This window comes from Mesorhizobium sp. M0833, from assembly GCF_040319905.1.
GTDB lineage: Bacteria > Pseudomonadota > Alphaproteobacteria > Rhizobiales > Rhizobiaceae > Mesorhizobium.
The window spans coordinates 96,463-116,425 of record NZ_JAMYOQ010000014.1; the positions used below are offsets into that span (position 1 = coordinate 96,463).

Here is a 19,963-nt window from a genome sequence, read left to right on the forward strand (position 1 = left end):
GCCCATAAACGCCCCTATTACGGTGCAATGCTACCGATCAAATCCTTGCAGCGCAACTTTTCACATGGAGAGCTCCTCCAATCTATTCCGTCCAGATTCTCGCCGCGCCAAGTATCCTTCTGCAGCTTTGCCAATTCCTTGCCATCGAACAGATATCGCCAAAATTGTCCCCCATCGTCCGCCAGGATTAAGTAACCGTCTGACGTGATGATTCCGCCCTTGATCTGTGTTGAGGGAAACATTCCAAGTTGAGCGCGAACATTTTGGCGGCGCCCCTCTTCAGCAAACCGTATTTGAACTGAGATATTGCAAATCGCGCCCTTTTCCTCGCATTGCGGAAAGTAATCAAGCTGCCGATTCGATGTGATCAAGACTTCATACTGCTCTCCAGCATACTCCATTGGACCAATCACGCAGCTGGACACGTCCGTTTGTTTGACGCATCCCTTGACAGCTCGAGGTGCGTCTTCTTGGCGCTCACTCACGCCCTCGGTCGTCCACAATATAAATGGGTCCCCGCTGACCGATGAAATTTGAAAGCCAACCCAATGACCGTCTCGAGCGAATCTGATCGGATTGGGACGAGGGCGCTTCTCGTCGCGCACGGCTGCCGATACTTTGCCGAACTCATCGAACATTCGATCGCGGTAAATGGTCAGACTATCATAATCATCGAACCAACGGTCGGATCCAACGCTGACGTACAGTCGCATATTACCACTCGTTGGCGGTCGAATGCGAGGCCACTGCGCAGTGACTGGAAGACGGTTTATGACGATATTTCGAATGCGAGGCGTCTGCGCGGTGGGCTTGCCGTTAATGTCTTTGACCATCCATGTGAATTGCCACTTTCCGTCTGGCGACGTGCAGACCACAGACTCGGGCTGCCAGTCCTCTCCGACCTGCTGATTCGACGCGATGGCAATCTTCTCACCGGCGCGTTGAACTAATGCGGGCCGCCAAAGCTGCTTTTCAGCTTCAAGAACAGGAACCCAAGCAACCGCATCGTTCAGAATTGGAAGCATGCTTTTCGTACCCGGATCTATGCAAATCGCATCCTGAAAATTCAATGGGCCGATGCTTCCGGTCATAGACCGTCGAAGCCAGATTTTGCTGCCAAGGAGCGAGCGCCATCTCTCGTCGAGCTCAGTGAGAGTGTCGGCCAAAGGCTGCCGCAGGACAACGGGCAACTTTTGATAATCCTTTGATTTTTTGGAAACCAAACTGAATGCAACGAAGTCTTCCACCTTACTCCTGAGAGCTTGCAATTTGTACATCTTATCGGTTTCAGTAACGTTTTCTGCGCTAGCAAGGCGCTGCAGGTCGAATGTAGTCTCCACATTTACAAGCAGCTGTTCTTTCTCCAACAGAAGTTTCTGCTTCTCGACCAGTAATGCCGTCTGTTGAACCTTTCCGCGGTAGTTGTTATATCCGATTGCGCCCGCTGAAACTATCGCAACGATCAGAATGATCAGTGGGAAGCGATATTGATGCCATGGGTTGTTTCTAAATCGTTGAGCATCTTCGACCCGGTTCTTGATGCGCGCCACATCGGCGACCCGGTCGTTGTTGCGCGCCTCATTGACGTCGCCGTCTAGGGCGCCGTATGCCCATGACTGGCTGAAGGTAGCTCTGGAGCCAAAGACGTCGTCGAGTAACTTGGCCGTCTCGCTTCCGACTAGCTCGGCGGCCGATCTTAGATCGGTCGCAGAAAGCAGGTCGTTGAGCCGCGTCAATGGTAATGCCCGCTCCCTGTCGGCTTGCGCGGATCGTATTTTGTCGTCAATCACCCGCAACCGGTTCTTGAGTGATCGGACTTGATCCACCCAGGCGGCGTAGGTTTCCCAGTTTCGAACCAGTGCTTCATGGTTGATATCGAACTGCTCACTGTCGGCGGTTTTCTTGGAGTCGATCAGCGTGGCCGTCACGAATTCCGCGAGCCCTTTCGTCAGCGCCTCCTTGATAATATCCCGCTCCTCGCCTTGCCGTTCGGCAACGGCGCTCGAGTCGAGCATCTTGTCAATGGTCGCAAACCGGCGACGAACGATTCCCTGGTCGTCGAGGACAGCGAGATTGGTCAACGCGGCATGCATCAACTGGCCGGCGTCGTCCGGGCCAATCCGTGCGGATTTGCTCGCAACTGCCACGGCAGTATCGAGGACCCGACCAGCATTGGCGTTCAGGCAGCCCGCGAGCTTCCTTTTTGAGTTCCAGCCCGGCACGGCGCAGAGGTGCCTTGGCTCGATCGAGAAGGGGGCCTTCTCCACGCTGCCGTCGTGCTCAGCAGCCGCCTCAGCCCATAGCAGCGGAAGCAGGTGCTGCAGCAGTGGGAGGCGATCCGATTCATACTCTACAGCGGCGACATCGTCGAAGGCGGCCTGGAGTTGGCAGAGCGTTTCGTCGGCAAAGGGTCCGCAAGCGGGTGGTCCCGGATGCAAATTTGCCGCGCGCAGCACCCAACGGGCCGGCTCGACGATGATGTTTCTGATTTCGGAATTGGCGATCAGATCAACCAGATATGTCGAGCCATTCATTGCCTCGGCCACACCCGGAATCTCACTGCAACGGTGCAACCACTCGTTCCGCATCGTGACGATCAGGAACAAGTTGGCCGGACGATAAGCCTGGATGCTGGTCACAAGAGCCATGACCATGCTCAATCCGTCTTCTTTCGTTTCGGCAGGGAGCGAAAAAACTTCCTCGAACTGATCGATCAGGATCAGGAGATTGGCTTTTCCGGAGCGCGGTCCGGTGGCGAGCCTCTCGTCGAGCGTAACGATTGATTGCTCGGCAAATTCGAACAGAGATCCGACATCGAAAGTCTGGTCGCTGAATAGAAGTTCCCGTAGCTTTTCCTTGCACGGCGCTTCGACATCCTCGCCAGGTTGAAGGGCGGGGGAGATATTCAGCGCCGCGCTGACGGCCTCAAGACGTCTGAGCCTTTCCGCACCGATTGCCGTTGCCGTTGCGGCCTGGTCCTCGCCGCCCGATTTCGTCGCGCTGCCGGCGGGGACCGAGGGTGCTTTCAGCAGCGGCTGAAAAACTTGGGAAAAGATCGCCTCGAACAACTCCTCGGCCGGATTGGCCCGAGGCCGGAATTCGATTGGGTACCAAGCGCCGCTGCGTTTGGGGATGGGCGCCGTGCTGTTGAGCTTCGGGAGCAGGCCCGCGCGCACCAAGGAAGATTTCCCACTCCCTGACCCGCCGAGCACAACCACCAGATTGCGATCCGCGAGAATATCGCGCAGTTGGCGCACCTGCACCTCTCTACCAAAGAAGAGCGAGGCTTCCTCCTGCGTGAAGCTGCGCAAGCCGGGATAGGGCTTCGCAGTCATTGTTCTGGCCCATAAGGCTCGCTGCCGTTGATCAACTGCTGCATCAATTTGGCCAGGGCATCGGCGTCGTTGCTGTCCGCGCAAAAATTGTTGGACGCGTTACGGTCGACACGAAGCGGCTTCCATCCGCGTAGGATGTTGCTCTGATCGGCCGGGTCGCCTTGGAACAACGCCGCTCCCTGGGTCAAGATGGCGATTCGAATGACCGCAGGGCCATCTGTGTCGGAGCGCTTCTGTTCCAGGATTTGGTCGATCTTGAATCTGAACTGATCAAAGCGAGATTTTACCTTCTCACGCAGGTCGATGCCGGCCGCGATCGGAAGATCGTCCACCGCGACAATGGTCAGCGGGTCGTCCCCGAAATTCGGCAATTCCTTGAATGCCCGCAAGCGGACGAATGCTTTTCGCGTCGGCACAGACAGGCTTTCAGTAATCGTCTCACGCAGCATACGAATGGGGCCGGCCGGACGTTGTTCGCCCAGCGCCTCATGGAAAATCACGGCATCGGGCGCGACAAAACGCTCCAGCCATTTGACGAACTTGTCCGGCTGAGCGATTCGCGTCTCGATGTTGTCAAGATCATCGTTGGCGCGCCCGAGATCGAAGGAATCGCCAACAAGCCCCCAAGACGGGCCGTTCGGACGCCAGAGCACATGGCGGCAGCTTAAAAGAAGGTCGATTACCGCTTCCCTGGGGTCGAATACCGATCGAAGGGCTCTTTCCAGATCCTGGGCGACTCGCGTGGTGTTCGTTTCCGCATCGCCGACCGTGCGGATGAAAATCGGGTCCTTGACGAGAAGTCCGGTCGGTTGAGGACGTCCGTTTCGCCAGCCATGTCCCCAATAGCTGAATTCGAGCCCGCTCTTCTTCAGCGCTGTGATGAGACCTTGGATCGAAGCTTCTGCGTCGGAAGGCGGCGAGCCCTCTGGTTCGCCCAACACGATGATCGGGACGGTTGGTTGGCGCCCGGTCGTTGCCGCGACCAAGTTTGCGTTAGTTTGGCTACTCGCTAGCGAGTACATCGAGGACAACTTCATGCCGATATTCTTCACGCGATATTCGATCTCGGCCTCGCGAAAGGGGCCCGCTTGAGCGAAGAAGATTGGCTGGCCGTCGGGTTCGTAAAAAAAGGATTCGGTTTCGACAACATCCTTTCGATTAAGGGTTTGAATTCTGTCCTGTACCCATTGAAAGGCGCCGCGATTGAGCGAAACAAGCACCACCCGGCGTGGCGGAGCGAGGTTCTGCAATGCAAATTGAACGGTACTTAATGGCGGGTCTGTGACACCCTTCTGCGTGCCGAAGTTGGCCAGTAATGCGATGACGGCCACGTTCTCGTCGATGTCGTTGGATGTTAATTGACCGGTGATGACTTCCCAACCATCCATAACCTCCTGGAGATATTTCTTGACGCCAGGCACAAACCCCGCTTCCATTTTGCCGTTGGCCAGTAGAAGCTTTAGGGTCGGCGGTGGCTGTTGTCCCTGCTTCGGCCCAGGAGATTGGGCGCTGAGTTCCTTGAGGATGTCGTCGATCGCACTCTCGAGCTCGTCGTTGTCCGGATATTCCAGCTTCAACTCGTTCAGGGCTTTGTAGACTTGTTGTCCGTTCAAAGATCGCAGGAAATCCAGCACCTTTGTATCAAACAAGCTGTTGGCGGCTGTTACCCTTTCGAGGGATATTCCAACTCTCAAGAACGAGAAGTTTGCGAGCAATTCATCTGCAAATCTTCCCGCAAAATTCGTGACAACGAGTGGTTGCAGCTTATTGATTTGCTCTGACGTAAGCATTTGCCTACTCCTGCAGCATCTCGGTGATGCCGCCATTCTTTAGGTCGGAAACGATATGGCTGAGCGGGACTGCGGTGTTGTAGGGCTGCTGCTCCAGTTTTGTGCCGAAATGAGTACCGTTATGTAGCGCAGTGGGCGCAAGATAGGCGTCCAGCACCAGCGACCCTGACGAGCCCTGTTGCGTTGCCGCCGTGTGCCTGGTGCGGCTGCCGGTCTGGTTCGGACCCAGCACCGTGCCGATGGCAAATTGCAGTTCGCCTCGCATGGGATGTTGAAGTACCATCAGCGCATCGTCAGTTACCGGTTGCGGCATGGAATCGCGAAGCTGGATGTGACCTCGAATCTCTCCCGGCATCGCTCCCGGAACAGGGTCGTTGCCGACCTTTTCGGCCAGCCTGATGAGCGCATAGTCGAGCTCGTTCATCCCGGGCTCGCCCTGACCGCCGGGGATCTCTATGCCTCCTGCCGGACTGGATCGCAGCACGGGCGATTCATTGGTGAGATTTGCCGAACTGGCCCGGCCTCCGGCATCTTCCGCAGCCGCTCGGTCGATCAGATCGAAACGGAAACGCAACTCGCCGGCGAGGCGTCGTTTCGCGGCTGCGGGCGCCCTCTCAACGCGCTCGACGACGTGCCAATTCGTGAGCACCAGATCCGGACCGACCAAAAATCCAGTGCCAACGCCGGGTGGATTGAGGTCGGCGTAGTCAATGCGGCAGATACTTCGGAGGCGCCGGTTCAGGGCCTGCAGGTTCAGCGTTGTCCCTTTACCCGGCAGAATTCGCTGGAGCTCGACCTGAACCTTGGCAGTCAGGTTCCCGCTGCCAGCCACGAAGTCCTGAACCTGCCGCGCGGACGCCGTAGAAAGACTGTCTCTCAGAACGTCCTGTAGCTCTTCCGAGTCGGGTTGATCTTGCTGAAGAGCGCCAATCAGGCCCGGAAGCCAGCCTTGGCCGTTTGCCGCCACAAGCAGGTCCGCAACCTGCAAGGCAAAAGGTGAGGCAACGGTAATGTAGGTGTAAACGGTTCGGTTGGGAAAATAGCTGGTAACGGCGCGGTCAAGTAAGGCGAGCGCGTTGGGAGAACCACCGTATGTATTAATGATGGCGTCACTGATCTTTCGCAGTTCCGGCCCGCTTAACCGTAGTTTCAAGGGACGCTCCCGTCATGCTTCTTTTTTTTCATGCGGCTGCGCCCACAATCCGACCAGGCCACGTTCGGAGTCACGCATGAGGCAATCGCGATGGTGAATGCGTTTTCGCGGCGCACCAAGATTCTTCGCGCCGGGAAGGCGATTGCGACAAGACGATCGGCGAACTGAAACACGCATTTTGCCCCCGCGGAAATTGCTAGCCGTGCGCATTCATGAGGAAATACTACTATAAGGAAATGGCAAAGGCGAGTGGGATTTGATGCCGCAATCGCGGAGCTTTGGCTCAAGCACCGCGAGGAGAGAGTTGTTTACGTGATTGTGGTCGTCGCGCTCTCAAACTCGGCCGTAGTTTGGTGATCTTGAAAACAGGACAATGATCTGGTGAAAATTTTGCCGCGACATGGCGCATGCGAAGTTTCCACTTGATCCGAAGCCACGGCGCCAAAAGCATTTCTCGGGTGGAGTTTCCGCGCTTGGGCATCGAACAGCATGATCCAGGGCTGGTCCAACGGAAAGGGGCCGCTGTTGAGGCGGCCCCTTTGAGGCATTCGAAGAAGCCCGGGGATACTTAAGATGATGGCGGATTCATGTTAAGGTATGCAATGGGACTTTACGCATCTAATAGGAAAGATGAAGCCTTAAAGCAGCAGGAAAAACCTTCCGGAGCATGTGCCCAGCCATGAGTTGTGGATATTGAGAAAGGTACGTTCGATCCGGGTCAGTGCCGAACGGATTTTTACAACCGTTCTTGGCACGATTGATAAACACTGGTCTTCATCCAGACGTACCTGCTCCGCTACGAAAGCAGAGAAGAGAAGGTGCCCTATCAGCCCTGATTCGCGTGATCGTCGAAAGAGCTTGGACGCTCGACGTTCCCCAAAGTTGCCCACACCGCATCGCTAGGCATCCGGTTCCAACGCTCAGCCAGCAGCTTTCACCACTTTCTTGAGCTTGGCTCTTTCCTCTCTCCTCCTGCGCATAAGCCTTCTCGACAGCGAACTGCATATCTCGGATCAAATGCGTGCATTGTCAAAGGCTCAGCATCTCATTCAGTGACTTCTGGAACGAAGGCGCGCGAAGGTACTTGACGATAGAATGGCGCCAAGCTCCCTTATTCGATACCTCGATATCCTCTAATTTTGCCAGTCCGGTTGCTTTAAAATCGTTTGCCAGAAACGGATCAAAGCCGCAAACCGGATCGAGCTTATCGAAGACATTTGACCATGATCCGCTGACCTTCTTGCTCGGAAACCCGTCGGCCCGCGTCCAGCCTGGTTGTAGCTTGTCCTGAATCTCGTCCAGCCCAAGCGGGCTTCCAATTGTCACAAGCGCATTGACGCGGGCGCAATCGTCGACGCGCTTTAGGCAATCGTAGGCGATAACAGTGCCCAGACTGTGGCTCACAACGATATGGGGCCCATCATCGACAGGAGCCTGCAGCGCTGCGACAAACCTCTGCCGGATCTCATTTTGGATTCGGTATGTGGTTCCCGGCCGCGGGCTGTGCTGCGTATTGAAGAGATAGTGGTGTACATCGCGCAGGAAGGTTTCGAGAAAGATCTTTTTGACAGGCCAGGGAAGAGGCACTCTTTCGTAGGCAGCGCCTTCTTGCATGCGGTCCGGCGCGATCGCCTCCACAGCCTCCGTCGCTGCCAATGTTCCACCAATCTTTGCGGCCACCCCCACGAGGAACGCAGTCTCATCCGCACTCTCCGCAGCAGGCACACCAGTTGAAGCGTTGGCAAAAGTCTCCTCGATCGGGGATGCGGCGGCGCTTTCATAAGCAGCGACATTTAGGTCGGGCTCGCTGTAAAGAACGTCCGCCCAATACACCATTGAAGAAGTGACGCCTCTCAGTTTCAGGTCTAGGCCCTCAGGACCTTCGGCAAGGTTGCGCAGCCAAATATCATGCAGCGTATTCGCGTTGGGTTTGTTGCCGATCCCGTGAATGAATGTAACGTGAGCCATTCGATTAGCCCTTCTTCAGCTCCCAGACGTTTTCGAAGCCGCTGCCCCTCATTCACAATAGAACATGGGCCACGGCGACGAAACTTTCTTCCCTCAATCCCACCCTTCAGCCTATCGACAGGAGAACATTGAACGCCGACGTTCGTTGCGCAGAAGCAAATATTACGGCCGTCAAGCTACCAAAACGGGAGACCGATACCGGTCAGCGATGGTGACGAGACAAGCCTCGCCGCAAAGCGCCTGCCGAACTACGTTTTGGCAACCTCCGCCCGAATCCGAATTCATGCGCAAGGACTAAGGTTTCACCAGCTTCGGAAGCACCTCAGTCGTTCGGAGTGGCCTTTATTTTGGATGCTAGCCAGTCAGGGATGGGGGTAAATTCCATGCGGTCTCCCTGTCATAAGTTGCTTTTTCGGGTTTTACAGACACATGGATGTGATGCGTATGTCCGTTCCTGCCACTATAGTTCCGCCACCCCCATGCCGGCACACCGCCAACCGCAGAAGAGTTGGCGATTTTCCGGTTCCATATGATGTATTTTACACGAGAGTCCCTTGCTTGCGTAATCGCGTTCGCGATGGCTTCAGCGCTGCAGCCATGGTCCGGATCGTGCGTGATATCCATTGCAGTCACTACACCTGCCGTGCCGTCTTTGACCCATGGATTGTGGTCAGATGCTCGAGACTGATGGCTGGGGTCACCAATCGTGCCGTCGCTCTTCTTTGTACGGCTCGGCGCGAGGCTATTTACCTGTGAACGGAGTGTTAGCAGGGATTTCGCAATCCGCCATGCCGATATCGATGCTGCCTCACCTGGCGAAGGCTGCGGACTTGGATCGTCCGGATCGCCGTGCAGGTCCTCGTCGCCAGCATTGCTAATCTCTTTGGCAAGTTCAGAGTCAGGGATGTCGGTCGCTGGCCGCGGAGCAGCCTCGGTTTCGGGAAATGGATTGTTCTGGTCGCTCATTGGTTTCTCTCCCTCGTTCGACCAGCGTCCATTGACGTCGGTCAATCTGCAATGCTTATCTCGAAGCTGCTCGCTTCCGGCCCGGTGACGATTGTGGTCACTCCAAATTTGCCATCCACCGTCCGTGCCTGCAGCCTGAAATGGCCAGGTGGCAACGCAATTCCAAAGTGGCCGGCACCGTCACTGCGGATGGCTATTTCGGGAGTCGGTGCCGTTCCCGTCGTGACGTATACAAGCGCTTCCGAGACGCCTTCACCATTTGAACGAACGACTCGGCCGTGATGCAAAATTTTCTCGGCATCGCCCATCAGCATTCAATGGCCAGTTAACTAGTCTCCATGTCTTCAGCTCGCCAAGCCTCAATTTGCTCGACAACTTCAGGCAGAACGCGGGGGGCTGAATTTACTCGCATAGCAATGCTGCCGGGCGTGCCGCCTTCGCCGTAGGCATGGATTCCGACTACGACCGGATGTGCGTTCTCGTCGGGGAAGACGTAGGCAGGACCACCGCTCTGCCCTCCCGACGTGTCGACATCATAAAATATCCGACGCGTCGTGACGGCGCGGATCCGGTTCTTCGCCCAGTAAAGTTCCGTGCCGCCCCCCGGCGAGGCGGGATAACCAGAAACGTTAACCAAATAGTCCTGTAATTCCTCGTCAGGCAACGCCCCGACCCGAAATGCTTCTGTCGCGGGAAAGAGATCTGCATCCAAATGGATCGCCGCAATGTCGTAGTCGGCGTCCTGTTTTTCGGTCCACAGATTGAGCGTCGAGAAACGTCTTGCGACAAAGGAGCCGAAGGGTCGGCGCTCTCGATCCCGACCCGGCGTGACCGTGATCTCTCGAGCCCAGCCCCCCATTTGCTTACTATCGAACACGCAATGCCCGGCCGTAATCAGTGTGCGCGGTCCTACCACCCATCCGGTGCCTACATAAGTTCCGGTCATTGCGTCGATCTCGAGCGCACAAATCAATTTCCAAGGATATTGATCCGTGGAAACGATACGAGTTCTCTCGTCCGCGTTGAACACGGTTTCGAGACCGTTCTCGACGGGCGGTGCGATGCTGTCCTTGCTTTTTCCAATGACAATGCGCCGGCGAACCAATTCGGAAATCTTCGAGGGAGGTCCGTCCGGAGCAGGGGTTATGCGCTCGGCAATCTTGTTCCCGCTCACTGGCGGTGTCCAAGCTTCAAGAGCTCCGGCTTCAGTGTCCGCAGGTTTATGGATCGACTTCAGCTTTAAGTTCATTATGCCTCCCAAAACTCAGCAACTCAGGACGAAACGTTAATACTCCAAAATCGTCAGACATCATAACAAAAACCCGATATATATAAATTTTCTGCCCGAAGTAGGCGCCGGACCGTTGCTAATCATTTAGGGATCCAAACAGTCGACCGGAGCCGAATTGTTTGTCGCCAGGCTGACCGGCTCGTCGCAGGGGTGCCCTTCATTCATCCCGAGGATTGCTCGGCGCTCTCCAATCGGCAGGCAGACCACGCCCTTGGACGAGGTCGGGTGATGCCATTTGGCAGATGCGATCGGAGCATTCGCGCCGCAAAAAGGCGCCCAAGCTCCGCGGGGGCGCCGGAGCAGCTTGAGGAGCCGGTGTCGCTCCGAGGAGATATGAATGCCCATGCAGTAGCCGATGATCAACATTCCGGATCACCAGCTCCGGATCGACTGAAGGTTGTCGGGTCCCAGCTCGCGGTCGCCGGTCAGGTCCACGAACCGATCGGATGCGCGTAGCAGATGTCCGCCGGCACGTGCCGCCCAGGCTGGACATGTGGAACAGCGCCACCGTCCGCTGGCCTGTCATCGGCGTATCTCCGCCCGCGAAAGACTGCATGGCCCCACCACCGCTGTCTGGGAAATCGCTATAGACTTGATGGAATACCTTGTGGCACATACGCGTCCCAGGAGCCACACAGGAGTCGCGGGGTCTCGAAAGACCGCGAATGGACCTGGTGGTTGTCGCGGGTGTGGTGGAATTGGTAGACGCGCTGGATTCAAAATCCAGTTCCGAAAGGAGTGTCGGTTCGAGCCCGACCACCCGCACCACTTCTTAAATCAATGGCATTCCAGAGTCTGGACGTTTGGATCCAATTCGGCTCGCATCGGTAACTTGACACTGCGACCCTCGAAGGAATGCCCGCGTTCGAAGCGCGGCGAGGCGGCAACATTCTTCAGATTCTAACTACGAATCTGGGGGTCAGGAGTTCGAATCTGTTCGGGCGCGCCATTCCATCCAATTGAAATCGCTTGCTTTTTAGGCTTCGCCGACGCGGCGGCACCGGCTTAGATTCCAGAATTCAGCCGGTTTTGGAAGAACGGATATTCCTTCGAGCCATATCGCAGCATGGCGAATGGTGGCCCTCCTGTTTTCCTCTTGGTCAACACTCGGCACGATCAGGTTCGCACGAACCGGACTGCTGGTCCGTCGAGGCTACAGGTGTAGGGTTGAGGTAGCGGTGTTGTTGTTCCCGGCTTCCTGACGCAAACCTAGGGAATGACAGTTCGAAAAAAGGCAAACCGTCTTCAACTGCCGCCACTTGTTGCCGGCGAATGGCGTGGTGAGATCGTCGGCTCAGCCAACATTAATTTTGGCCAGGTCGTGCAGCCAGGCCCGCCCCGCCAATCAGTCGAGTTCACCTATGTAATACTACCCGCTTTGCTGATTGTGCCGAATCAGCTTTCAGATGGCCTGGCGTCGTCATGATCATGGCCCCAACTCCCATGAAGACGGAACATCGCGACGCGGGCGCTCTTTTTGAATCCGATCATCTGGCATCGTTAAGCCTCTCTCTTGACGTCACCAGGGCGCAATTTTCCGACATGCTGCCTCGCTTCGAGGCTAAGCGATTCAGGGAATTTCACTTTGTGGTAGAGGCAAAGGAGGGAGGCAATAGATGGCCGGTGCGAAGCTGGGGCATGGGAACCGGCCCGCTTTGAATACCTACAGACGAACTCGCTGGTTGCTACGAAACCGCTGTAACCACTCATCAAGCGGTTTTGCGGTCAGCAGACATGGGTTCGTCGGTCGCCATAGTGTTTCTGTTCGCGTCGAGGCCCTGCTAATTCCTCCCCCAATGCGGAGACCACGGCCGCCACCCGACCACGCACCCGTGGACTAAGCTCCATCAGCCCTGCGATCAGGCGCCGGCCCTCCGCGCTGGCGATAAAGTCGATGCGCTCATCGACCGGCAGAGGTGAAGCGTTACCACCGGTCTCGTCATTTCCCGGCAGGCCTTCGAAAAACCGGCTGACAGGGACGCCAAGCGACCTCGCGATCTCATAGAGCATGGAAGCGCTCACTCGGTTCCTCGCGTTCTCGTATTTCTGAAGCTGTTGGAAGCTGATGCCTATGGATCGGGCAAGCTCGGCTTGCGATACGTCCGACTGGACACGAACTGTCGCGATCTGCCTGCCGACGTGCTGATCTGCGGGATGCGGGCTACTCCCGGCTCCAGACTTTGGCCATGCTTGGAAGACGCGGGGGCGTGTCGATTCCGCCGATGCCTTTCTCAATTGTATCACTCCACTTAGAAAGTTGGTCGCGGTAGGTCCCTGTGCGAGACTCGCCAAACTTCCGAATGATATGGGAGCTGCCAAGTGCTCGAAACGACCTTGTGCAGTCAGCTTGGTTCTGTCTGCCCATCGATCCGACGAATATCCTCCAGGACCGAGCGGATTTGTGGCCAAGGAAACTCGGCATCGTCCTTGGACGGCTGCCCTTCTCTGAGTATGGCGTCAAGTTTCGCTGCCACACCGGCAAGGGAGATAGCCGGCGTTTCCGACAATGCTTCAAGCAACACCTCCGCGCGATCAGCTGCCTCACTTTCAGCGCGCAACGTGGCAGAATAGCCAATCGCCCGGTCAGAAACATCCCAGCGCGCCTGATGAGCCGCCAAATCAGCCTCAGCTTTCGCACCGACCGTCACGTCGACAGAACCGACGCGAAGTACATCGCGAAGCGCCTCAAGTGAACGTAGCGTGGCGGTCCTGCCATCGGACAACTGGATCATCACATTGGGAAAGCCGACCGTTTCTGTGAGCTTTCGCTCCAACCGCTGCTGCTCACGGCTCAGCCGTTCAGTCTCCTCGTGAGCAGCTTGCCATTTGCGCCACACCGCCACCGCTGGATCGGTCGCCTGGTCCCTTTCTAATTCCTTACGGGTAGCAACTGCTTCTAGCTGCGATCCCGAGGTCGAAGCCTCTGGAGGAAGTAGCTGCCGACGAGTGACGAAAGACAAAGGCGTGCTATTGTCGGAATCAGCCATGATCCGAGCTCCCAACAGCTTGGCTGTGGTCAGGCCGAACAGAGTGTTCTCGCACTCTGGTCGGTCGTCGCGCGATGCAAGTGCATTGCACGTGCAACCCTTATGAACTTTTTCGAGGCCGAATGCAAGCCGCACAGCGAAAATGACGAAAAAACCATTCACGACGCGTCTAGATCCATCTGTGCTAGCTCTGGCGGAACAACTCGCAGTGACCGAACGGCGTTCAGTAACCGCTGTCATAGAGCTCGCACTGATTGAATATGCGGAGCGTCGTGGCGTTAAGGCGCAAGAGGTCAAAAACGACTGACGGCGTTGCAGCTGTCGGCCCGTTTGTACCGCACCGTCAATCATAGTGGACAATATGCGTTCCAGGCAGCGATGCGCCAACCTCGACCGCTCGCTCTGTTGTCCGTTTTCTCCTTGTAGTCGGTGTGTGGCAGTTGCGGTTTTGGAAACAATCCGCCTCGGTCATGCCGGCTCGACCACAGCTTCCGAGTACGCTCTGACTACTAGATTGAGCAATATTGCTGCTTCCCCCAATGGTTGTACGATACTTCTTTCTTAGCCTATCGATGCTATAAAGCTCGGTGTATAGGGTCCAGGGGGGACGATACTTGGGGTTCAAACCTGCCGAGATCGCAGGAATCCAGCCGTGGCGAAAGGCGGTCTTCACCACCTACGCGCTCAGCCTGTCGTTTTTCGAATCCGTCGTTCTCGATGCACTCGTGCGGGGGCGCAGCCATGAAGCACTTATCCTCGCCGACGTTGAAGGGATCCGATCCGGACTGAGCGAACAGGGAGCGCAACGCGTAGGCCGCGACTACGAGATCGAACCCGTTTCCGTCAGCAAAGGGGTCTTTCACCCCAAGGTTTCTGTCTTCGTATCTGACGAGGACTGCCATCTCATCGTCGGATCTGGAAACCTTACCTTCAGCGGTTGGGGCCGCAGCCTCGAGACGGCCGAGCACCTTCATCCCTCGTTTGCTGCCGACGCCTTCAACGGGGCTGCGCGGTTCTTTGACTTGCTGGGCGGCCAGCAAGGAATTGTTCACGGGGCGCAGGAAGCATGCACGTCCCTCGCACAAGATCTCAGCCGCGCGGCAGGCCGCGGACGCGGGGATGGCTCGGTGCGCTTCCTGCATAGCCTCGGGGGAAGCATCGCCCAATCCATGGAGGACATCGCTGAAGAACTCGGCGGCGCGACCCGGCTAACGGTTGCCGCGCCCTTCTGGGACGGCGGCGCAGCGGTCGATGATTTGTGCAGTCGGTTGAAGCTGGGGGAAGTGCACGTTCACGCGCATGCGGGAGGTACGGTGCGAGGCACGGCAGGAGCCAATTGGCCGCTCGGCGCGACGTCCCGGGTCGTTGCGGTGGCGGCCGAACCCTTTACGGATACGGCAAACAGGAAGCTGCACGCCAAGGCATTCGAAGTGTCCTGCAGAAACGGCAGGCTTATCGTTTCCGGAAGCGCGAACGCCTCCGGTGCGGCCCTGACTGGTTTCAACGTCGAGGCCTGCGTGGCGCGCGTGCAGCGCAACTCGACTGTCAGATGGCATCTTGTTCCCGCCCCGGTGCCGCTACCCCTGCTCCCGCTAGAAAACGAAGCAGAAGACGACGGCCCGCCGCCCGGTGTGCTTCGCGCATCCGTAACTGGCGACGCAATCACGGGACGCGTGCTTTCGCCAAGGATGGTAGGTGCTGCCCAGCTCTTTCACTATGGTCCAGCAGGATGGAAGCCGCTTGCCGATGTCTTCCTTGAAGATGACGCCGGCTTCAGCGTCGCGATTCCCGGCTTCGAGGCCGCGTCTCTGCGAGGCGGGCGCGTCGTGTTCAGGGTCGAGGCGGGACAGAGCGCCGCGGAGGGGTTCGCGTCTCTCTCGGCCATTACCGGTTTGAGACGGTTTGCAGGAAAGGCTGCTGCCAGTCTCACGGCTATTCTCGGCGGCACCGAAACGCCGGACGACTTTCGCGTGCTGCTTGAATGGGCACACGACAATCCTAGCTTTCTCCGGCCCGAGATCGCTGGAGGCGGAGGGAGCGCGGGACCCAAGCAGACAGGGCCTTCCATGATCCCTACATCGGATTTGTGGAACAGCGGCGGCTCGGCTACGGCGAAGCCGGGCGGCGGGGAAGCCCGCCGGGGCTGGGCTAGGTTCGTAGATGCGCTTCTGTCCGCGCTTAAGGAGCGCCGCGGTCCAATCGGACGCGATGATAACGAAGACGAACCTGAACCGGGCAACAGCCGAAAGAAGCCGAAGACCGGAAAGGGCAATGGCAGAGGCAATCGAGATCCCCTCGAAGTTCTCGACGAGGTTATCGACGCCATGCTTGCGAAGGGAGCCAGCCGCGAGACTGCGCTGAGGGCGATGACCCTCGTGGCATATGCATGTGACAGGCTTGCCGACCGAGTAACCGCAGCCAAGGCAGAACATTGGCTAAAGCGGGTGGTGGATACCTACTGCGCCGCTGCGCCAGACGGACCTCTGGACGAAGAGGCTGCATCGGCGATCCTCGCCTTGTGCGGACCTGATCCGTCCCCGGACGCAGCGCGGGCAGCGCGCCAGCGCTTCTTAACGACTAGAGGAGACCTCGACGGAGACTGTCCTTCCGAAAAGCCAGCAGAACCGTTCATCGCCGCGATGGGCCACGTGGCTGCCTACAAAGCGGCCTGGGTCAGGATCGTCGAGATCAGGACATGGCGCGAGCAGGCAGGAGCATACGCCGTTGCGCTGACAAACGGCATGCCTCGGGACGGGTATGCCGAGTTGCTCGACGCCTGTCCCTCGGAATCGCGGCTATTGGTAGACGCTTTCGCATCCGAAACGGCTCGGCGCCGCGTTCATATAATGAGCGGCACGGGATGGTGCTGTAACCGCCGCATGACACTCCCCAAGATGGAGCAGGGAAGGCTAAGAAGCCTGGGCGTGGCCCGATCGGCCAACTGCTGCCAGAAAGTTCTCGTTCTGCCGGAGGGTTTCGATGGCTAAGCGTACGATGGCCGAAATCCTGTCCGAGGCGAGTGCTGCGGATGGACCAAGCGTCGTCGACGACACGCAAATCGCGCATTCCTCGGTAGATCCATGCGGCCTCCGACAGACAAACTTCGACCTTATGAACCTAGTGGCTGACGGACTGAACAACGTCGCAAGACACGTTAGGCCGTTCTCTTTTGTCTCATGGGCGTGGCGGCGCGCGCTGAGGCTCGCCAAGGCCGAAGGCAGACCGGATACTGACGCAACGGTCCTTGAAGACTTCGTAGCACGCTGCGAGGTCATCTTCGCTTGGTCTGTTTTCATCTCAGCATCCCAGACGGATCTTCCAGGACGGCAGGCCATGGGGCAGTTGCTTGGCGCGCAGAAAATCGACTTTCACGGAGCGACGTGGAAAGCGTTCCGAGAAGGTCGCGCGGACAGCACGTCGCTCTCCGCCGCAGTGAACTACGGACCGGGCCTCAAGGCCCTCGGCTGGCTCGCACGCAATGACGTGAACGGAAAGGTTCTTGTGCCGCCAACCGACGTCGATGCAGCGCTTGATTCATTCGAAGCCAGAATTGCCGACCGGCTTAGCCACCCTGCATTTTCGAGTTTCGGCCCGGTGACAGTCACGAGAGAAGAAGCACTGGCCTGGGCGCCGGCATGGATGCCCGACGAACTAACGGAAGAAGAGCGCAGACATGCAGCGAGAACCCTGACTGGCGATCTTGCCACGGCGACTCGGGCGGAAGGCCTGAAGCTACTTCTGCACGCAGCCGGCCGCCCAGAACAGGGTTCGACCGAAGCTGTGAGGTCGGCTCTCGCGGGAGAGGACCCCGGCTTCGAAGTCCCCGAGGGATTGGAGACAGCGGCGGCGCGGTGGCGAAGGCTCCAATACAGGCAGCTGTTCCGCTACTCCGTGGAGTCCCTGCTAGCGTGGACGCTTGATAGGCTGGCGGAGTCGGACGGACCGCTTGGGACCCCAGCACTGGTCTCCGCCTTCCTCGCCGAAGCCGCAATCGACGGGGTAAGACCTGCCTCGGATTGGCTGGACGGAACGGACCCTGCAACACCACCATCGTCTGCGACGACGGCTATCGCCGATGCACTACGCAGCCAAACAAGGGAAGGCCTCGCAGCAGCGATCGCGCAAGCGCTCGCCCTTTGCATCGCTCACACGCCGCAAGACCCGGAAACCTTCGACCGGGAAGACCGCCTGCCACTGCGAAGGGCGGGTAAGGAAGCGAACGCCCGCCGACAGGTGGAGGCACGTGAACTCATCCGTCACGCGATCGAGACATGGGCGATAGCACAGCATGTATACTGGGCCGTAGGAAGGGGACTGCAGGACGCGCGCGGCGGCGGCAAGACGATCCTGCGCCTCAAGCTGGTGATGGAAGAGGGTGGTTGGACGGCGCTGCCGGGCAGGAGCAGACTCAGTCCCGCGCCCACTCCGGACAGGATCGAAACGGCTATCTCCCTGGCCGCGGAGTGCGGCCTCCTTCCGGAGCTGGCGGCCTGACCTCGTCCTCCACGCCAGCGCAGCGCGACCGGGTTTCGCAAACTGCACCCCATCTGCTTGACCGCGTCGTCAAAGTCGAACGGATTCTGGTCGAACACTTTGCGTCTGTTGCCGGTCGAGCCAGGTGCCTGCCACCTGGCACATGTTGATTCGAAGAATGTGCGCTAGAAGCCCTAGCAAGCAATTTGGTCACCCGTTCGCCAGCCGTCGCCCCCGGACGCCCCGACCTTCCCGGCTCCGGCTCCCGCCAGTCGCGGCCCGATGCACCGCACATTGCACTAAACCACGGAAATCGCTGACAAATGGCAATCCTAGCAATGTGCAGTAAACATGCACACATTGCGAAATCACTGTCTAACTCATTGAAAAACAACGACCCAACCGCAGCGCAATGTGCTCCCTTTTATCTTGCCATCGGTCTTCGGTCGTGTTTCGCGTCCCTCCCTCCACAACACCAAACCCGCGCTCTGCCACGCGGCAATACCCGGCTGCCCGCTGCTGCGCGAGGCACTGCGAAAAGTAACAGATCGCGTCTAGAGCGTCCTGCCGATGCTCACCGAGCGCGTTGCCTGAGCTGCAGCCGATCTGCAGTTGCCCGAATGATGCACACGAATTGCTGGCGCGATCCAGGGCACGTTGGAGTTGCCAGATTTGCCGCTAGCTTGCTCTGGCCAGCCTGTCATATCGACACTGCGATGGCGTGCCAAAAGCAACCTGGCTGAACAAAATGGAGGTAAGCCGCCGTGTGGCAGAAAGACATTCTTGTGTTGCCTGACGATCTGATTGCGTTCGCCTGGTCTGCACCGATGCGGGACTTGGCGGCGAAGCTGGAACTGTCCGACGTCGGGCTGAAGAAGCTGCTGACGCGATGCGGAGTCGCGTCGCCGCCGCAAGGATATTGGAACAAAATCCGTGCCGGAAAGAGGGTGCCAGCACTACCCAAAGCGCCACCAAGGCGCCCCGGTGAATTGGGCCGAGCAAGTGTCGATGCCCGCTTCAAAAAGGTGCTGTCGATTGCAGCCCCTCTTGCATCCAATGGGCCATTTGCATCCGCTCTGGTTCCAGAAGACCTCGACGAACTCCACGCACAAGAGTTGCAGGCGATTGGCAAAGTTTCTGTCCCGCAGACGTTGGACAGGCCCCACAAAGGGCTCGTTCAACTGCTCAAGCAGGAGCAGCGGCGCCGCGATAAAAATGCCGAACGCCAGTGGACCTTTGACGAACCCAAGTTCGACAATCCACTGGGCAAGCGTCGGCTGAAAATTTTCAATGCGCTGTTTTTGGTGCTCAGCAAGCGCGGCCATGACGGTGATGCCTACGAGCACGATGGAGAAATTCACGCGCGCGCAGCCATCGGCGACACATATCTTGGATTGGACATCGGAATAGTCGGCAGCCACCGCACCGTGCGTCAACAGGGCTACGTGCGGCCGGCGCCAGACCTGCCAGCATCAACCCCGCTCGCGCTGCGGATCGATCCAGGTTTCGACCGCAAGAATACGGTCTCGTGGCAGGACGGCGGCGACGCAAAGCTTGAGTCAAAGATCGCCGAGATCGCTGCTTCGATCATCGTGGCGGGCGAGAAGAAGTTCCGGAGTAGCCTGCGGGAAGTCGAGGAGCGTGCAGAGCGGGAGCGGATTGAAAAGGAGAAGCAGCGTCAGGAACGGTTGGCCCAACTTAACCAAAAGCGCCTGCAAAACCTGCGGAACAGCGGAGAGTTGCTACGTCAAGCTGAAGACATTCGCGCGCTTGTTGAGCGCGTCTGTCGCGCGATCGATGAAGGTTCTGTTGATATCGACGCTTCGACACTTGAAGCATGGCACCGATGGGCACTTGCGGAGGCCGACCGGCTCGATCCAGTTCGGTCCGGTCAGATCATGACTCATCTCGGTGAGCCTTCGAACTGACGAATGCCGCATTGCTTCAGCAGCAAATTGGTTGATCTGCCGCTGATGCGAATCCGCACCAGAGCGTGCCTG

The 19,963-nt window shown here is 57.9% G+C and carries 12 protein-coding genes and 1 tRNA gene; 4 read left to right on the plus strand and 9 right to left on the minus strand.

All coding sequences use genetic code 11. The annotated features are described in order from the left end of the window. Positions 1 to 17: 17 nt before the first annotated feature. From NKH98_RS17770 to NKH98_RS17800, 7 genes are all read right to left on the minus strand, one after another. Positions 18 to 3,335: an nSTAND1 domain-containing NTPase gene (locus NKH98_RS17770; RefSeq protein WP_352900168.1), complete on the minus strand. Its 3,318-nt coding sequence runs from the start codon at positions 3,333 to 3,335 to the stop codon at positions 18 to 20. Beyond that, the gene (locus tag NKH98_RS17775) at positions 3,332 to 5,125 is read right to left on the minus strand and encodes a hypothetical protein (RefSeq protein ID WP_352900171.1); all 1,794 of its coding nucleotides are present in this window, start codon (positions 5,123 to 5,125) and stop codon (positions 3,332 to 3,334) included. Before NKH98_RS17775 ends, NKH98_RS17770 begins: the two co-directional genes overlap by 4 nt. A gap of 4 nt (positions 5,126 to 5,129) precedes the next feature. Beyond that, on the minus strand, positions 5,130 to 6,278 hold the full coding sequence (locus NKH98_RS17780) for a trypsin-like peptidase domain-containing protein (protein ID WP_352900174.1): 1,149 nt from the start codon (positions 6,276 to 6,278) through the stop codon (positions 5,130 to 5,132). Between the two features lie 1,029 nt (positions 6,279 to 7,307). Then, a complete protein-coding gene (locus NKH98_RS17785) occupies positions 7,308 to 8,246 on the minus strand; it encodes a lipase family protein (protein ID WP_352900177.1) in 939 nt (312 codons plus the stop codon). A gap of 354 nt (positions 8,247 to 8,600) precedes the next feature. Further along, on the minus strand, positions 8,601 to 9,212 hold the full coding sequence (locus NKH98_RS17790; protein ID WP_352900180.1) for a hypothetical protein: 612 nt from the start codon (positions 9,210 to 9,212) through the stop codon (positions 8,601 to 8,603). 41 nt (positions 9,213 to 9,253) lie between these two features. Further along, complete coding sequence (locus tag NKH98_RS17795) at positions 9,254 to 9,526, minus strand: hypothetical protein (protein ID WP_352900182.1); 273 nt, start codon at positions 9,524 to 9,526, stop codon at positions 9,254 to 9,256. An 11-nt stretch (positions 9,527 to 9,537) separates the two neighbouring features. Next, positions 9,538 to 10,461, minus strand: coding sequence for a trypsin-like serine peptidase (locus tag NKH98_RS17800; RefSeq protein WP_352900185.1), 924 nt, complete (start codon positions 10,459 to 10,461; stop codon positions 9,538 to 9,540). 725 nt (positions 10,462 to 11,186) lie between these two features. Here NKH98_RS17800 and NKH98_RS17805 point away from each other — a divergent pair. After that, positions 11,187 to 11,271 (plus strand) — tRNA-Leu (locus NKH98_RS17805). Positions 11,272 to 12,228: 957 nt separating this feature from the next. Here NKH98_RS17805 and NKH98_RS17810 read toward each other — a convergent pair. Together NKH98_RS17810 and NKH98_RS17815 are read right to left on the minus strand one after the other, a co-directional pair. Beyond that, positions 12,229 to 12,747 (minus strand): helix-turn-helix domain-containing protein, encoded by a 519-nt coding sequence (locus NKH98_RS17810; RefSeq protein WP_352900278.1) that lies wholly within the window; start codon positions 12,745 to 12,747, stop codon positions 12,229 to 12,231. 98 nt (positions 12,748 to 12,845) lie between these two features. Then, positions 12,846 to 13,652 (minus strand): hypothetical protein, encoded by an 807-nt coding sequence (locus NKH98_RS17815; protein ID WP_352900188.1) that lies wholly within the window; start codon positions 13,650 to 13,652, stop codon positions 12,846 to 12,848. Between the two features lie 452 nt (positions 13,653 to 14,104). Here NKH98_RS17815 and NKH98_RS17820 point away from each other — a divergent pair, with 452 nt between their 5' ends. The 3 genes from NKH98_RS17820 (at position 14,105) to NKH98_RS17830 (ending at position 19,891) form a co-directional block, all read left to right on the plus strand. After that, positions 14,105 to 16,477: a phospholipase D-like domain-containing protein gene (locus NKH98_RS17820; protein ID WP_352900190.1), complete on the plus strand. Its 2,373-nt coding sequence runs from the start codon at positions 14,105 to 14,107 to the stop codon at positions 16,475 to 16,477. Next, complete coding sequence (locus tag NKH98_RS17825) at positions 16,470 to 17,984, plus strand: hypothetical protein (RefSeq protein ID WP_352900192.1); 1,515 nt, start codon at positions 16,470 to 16,472, stop codon at positions 17,982 to 17,984. The genes NKH98_RS17820 and NKH98_RS17825 overlap by 8 nt, the downstream gene beginning before the upstream one ends. A gap of 743 nt (positions 17,985 to 18,727) precedes the next feature. Beyond that, positions 18,728 to 19,891 (plus strand): hypothetical protein, encoded by a 1,164-nt coding sequence (locus NKH98_RS17830; RefSeq protein ID WP_352900194.1) that lies wholly within the window; start codon positions 18,728 to 18,730, stop codon positions 19,889 to 19,891. Positions 19,892 to 19,963: the final 72 nt, after the last annotated feature.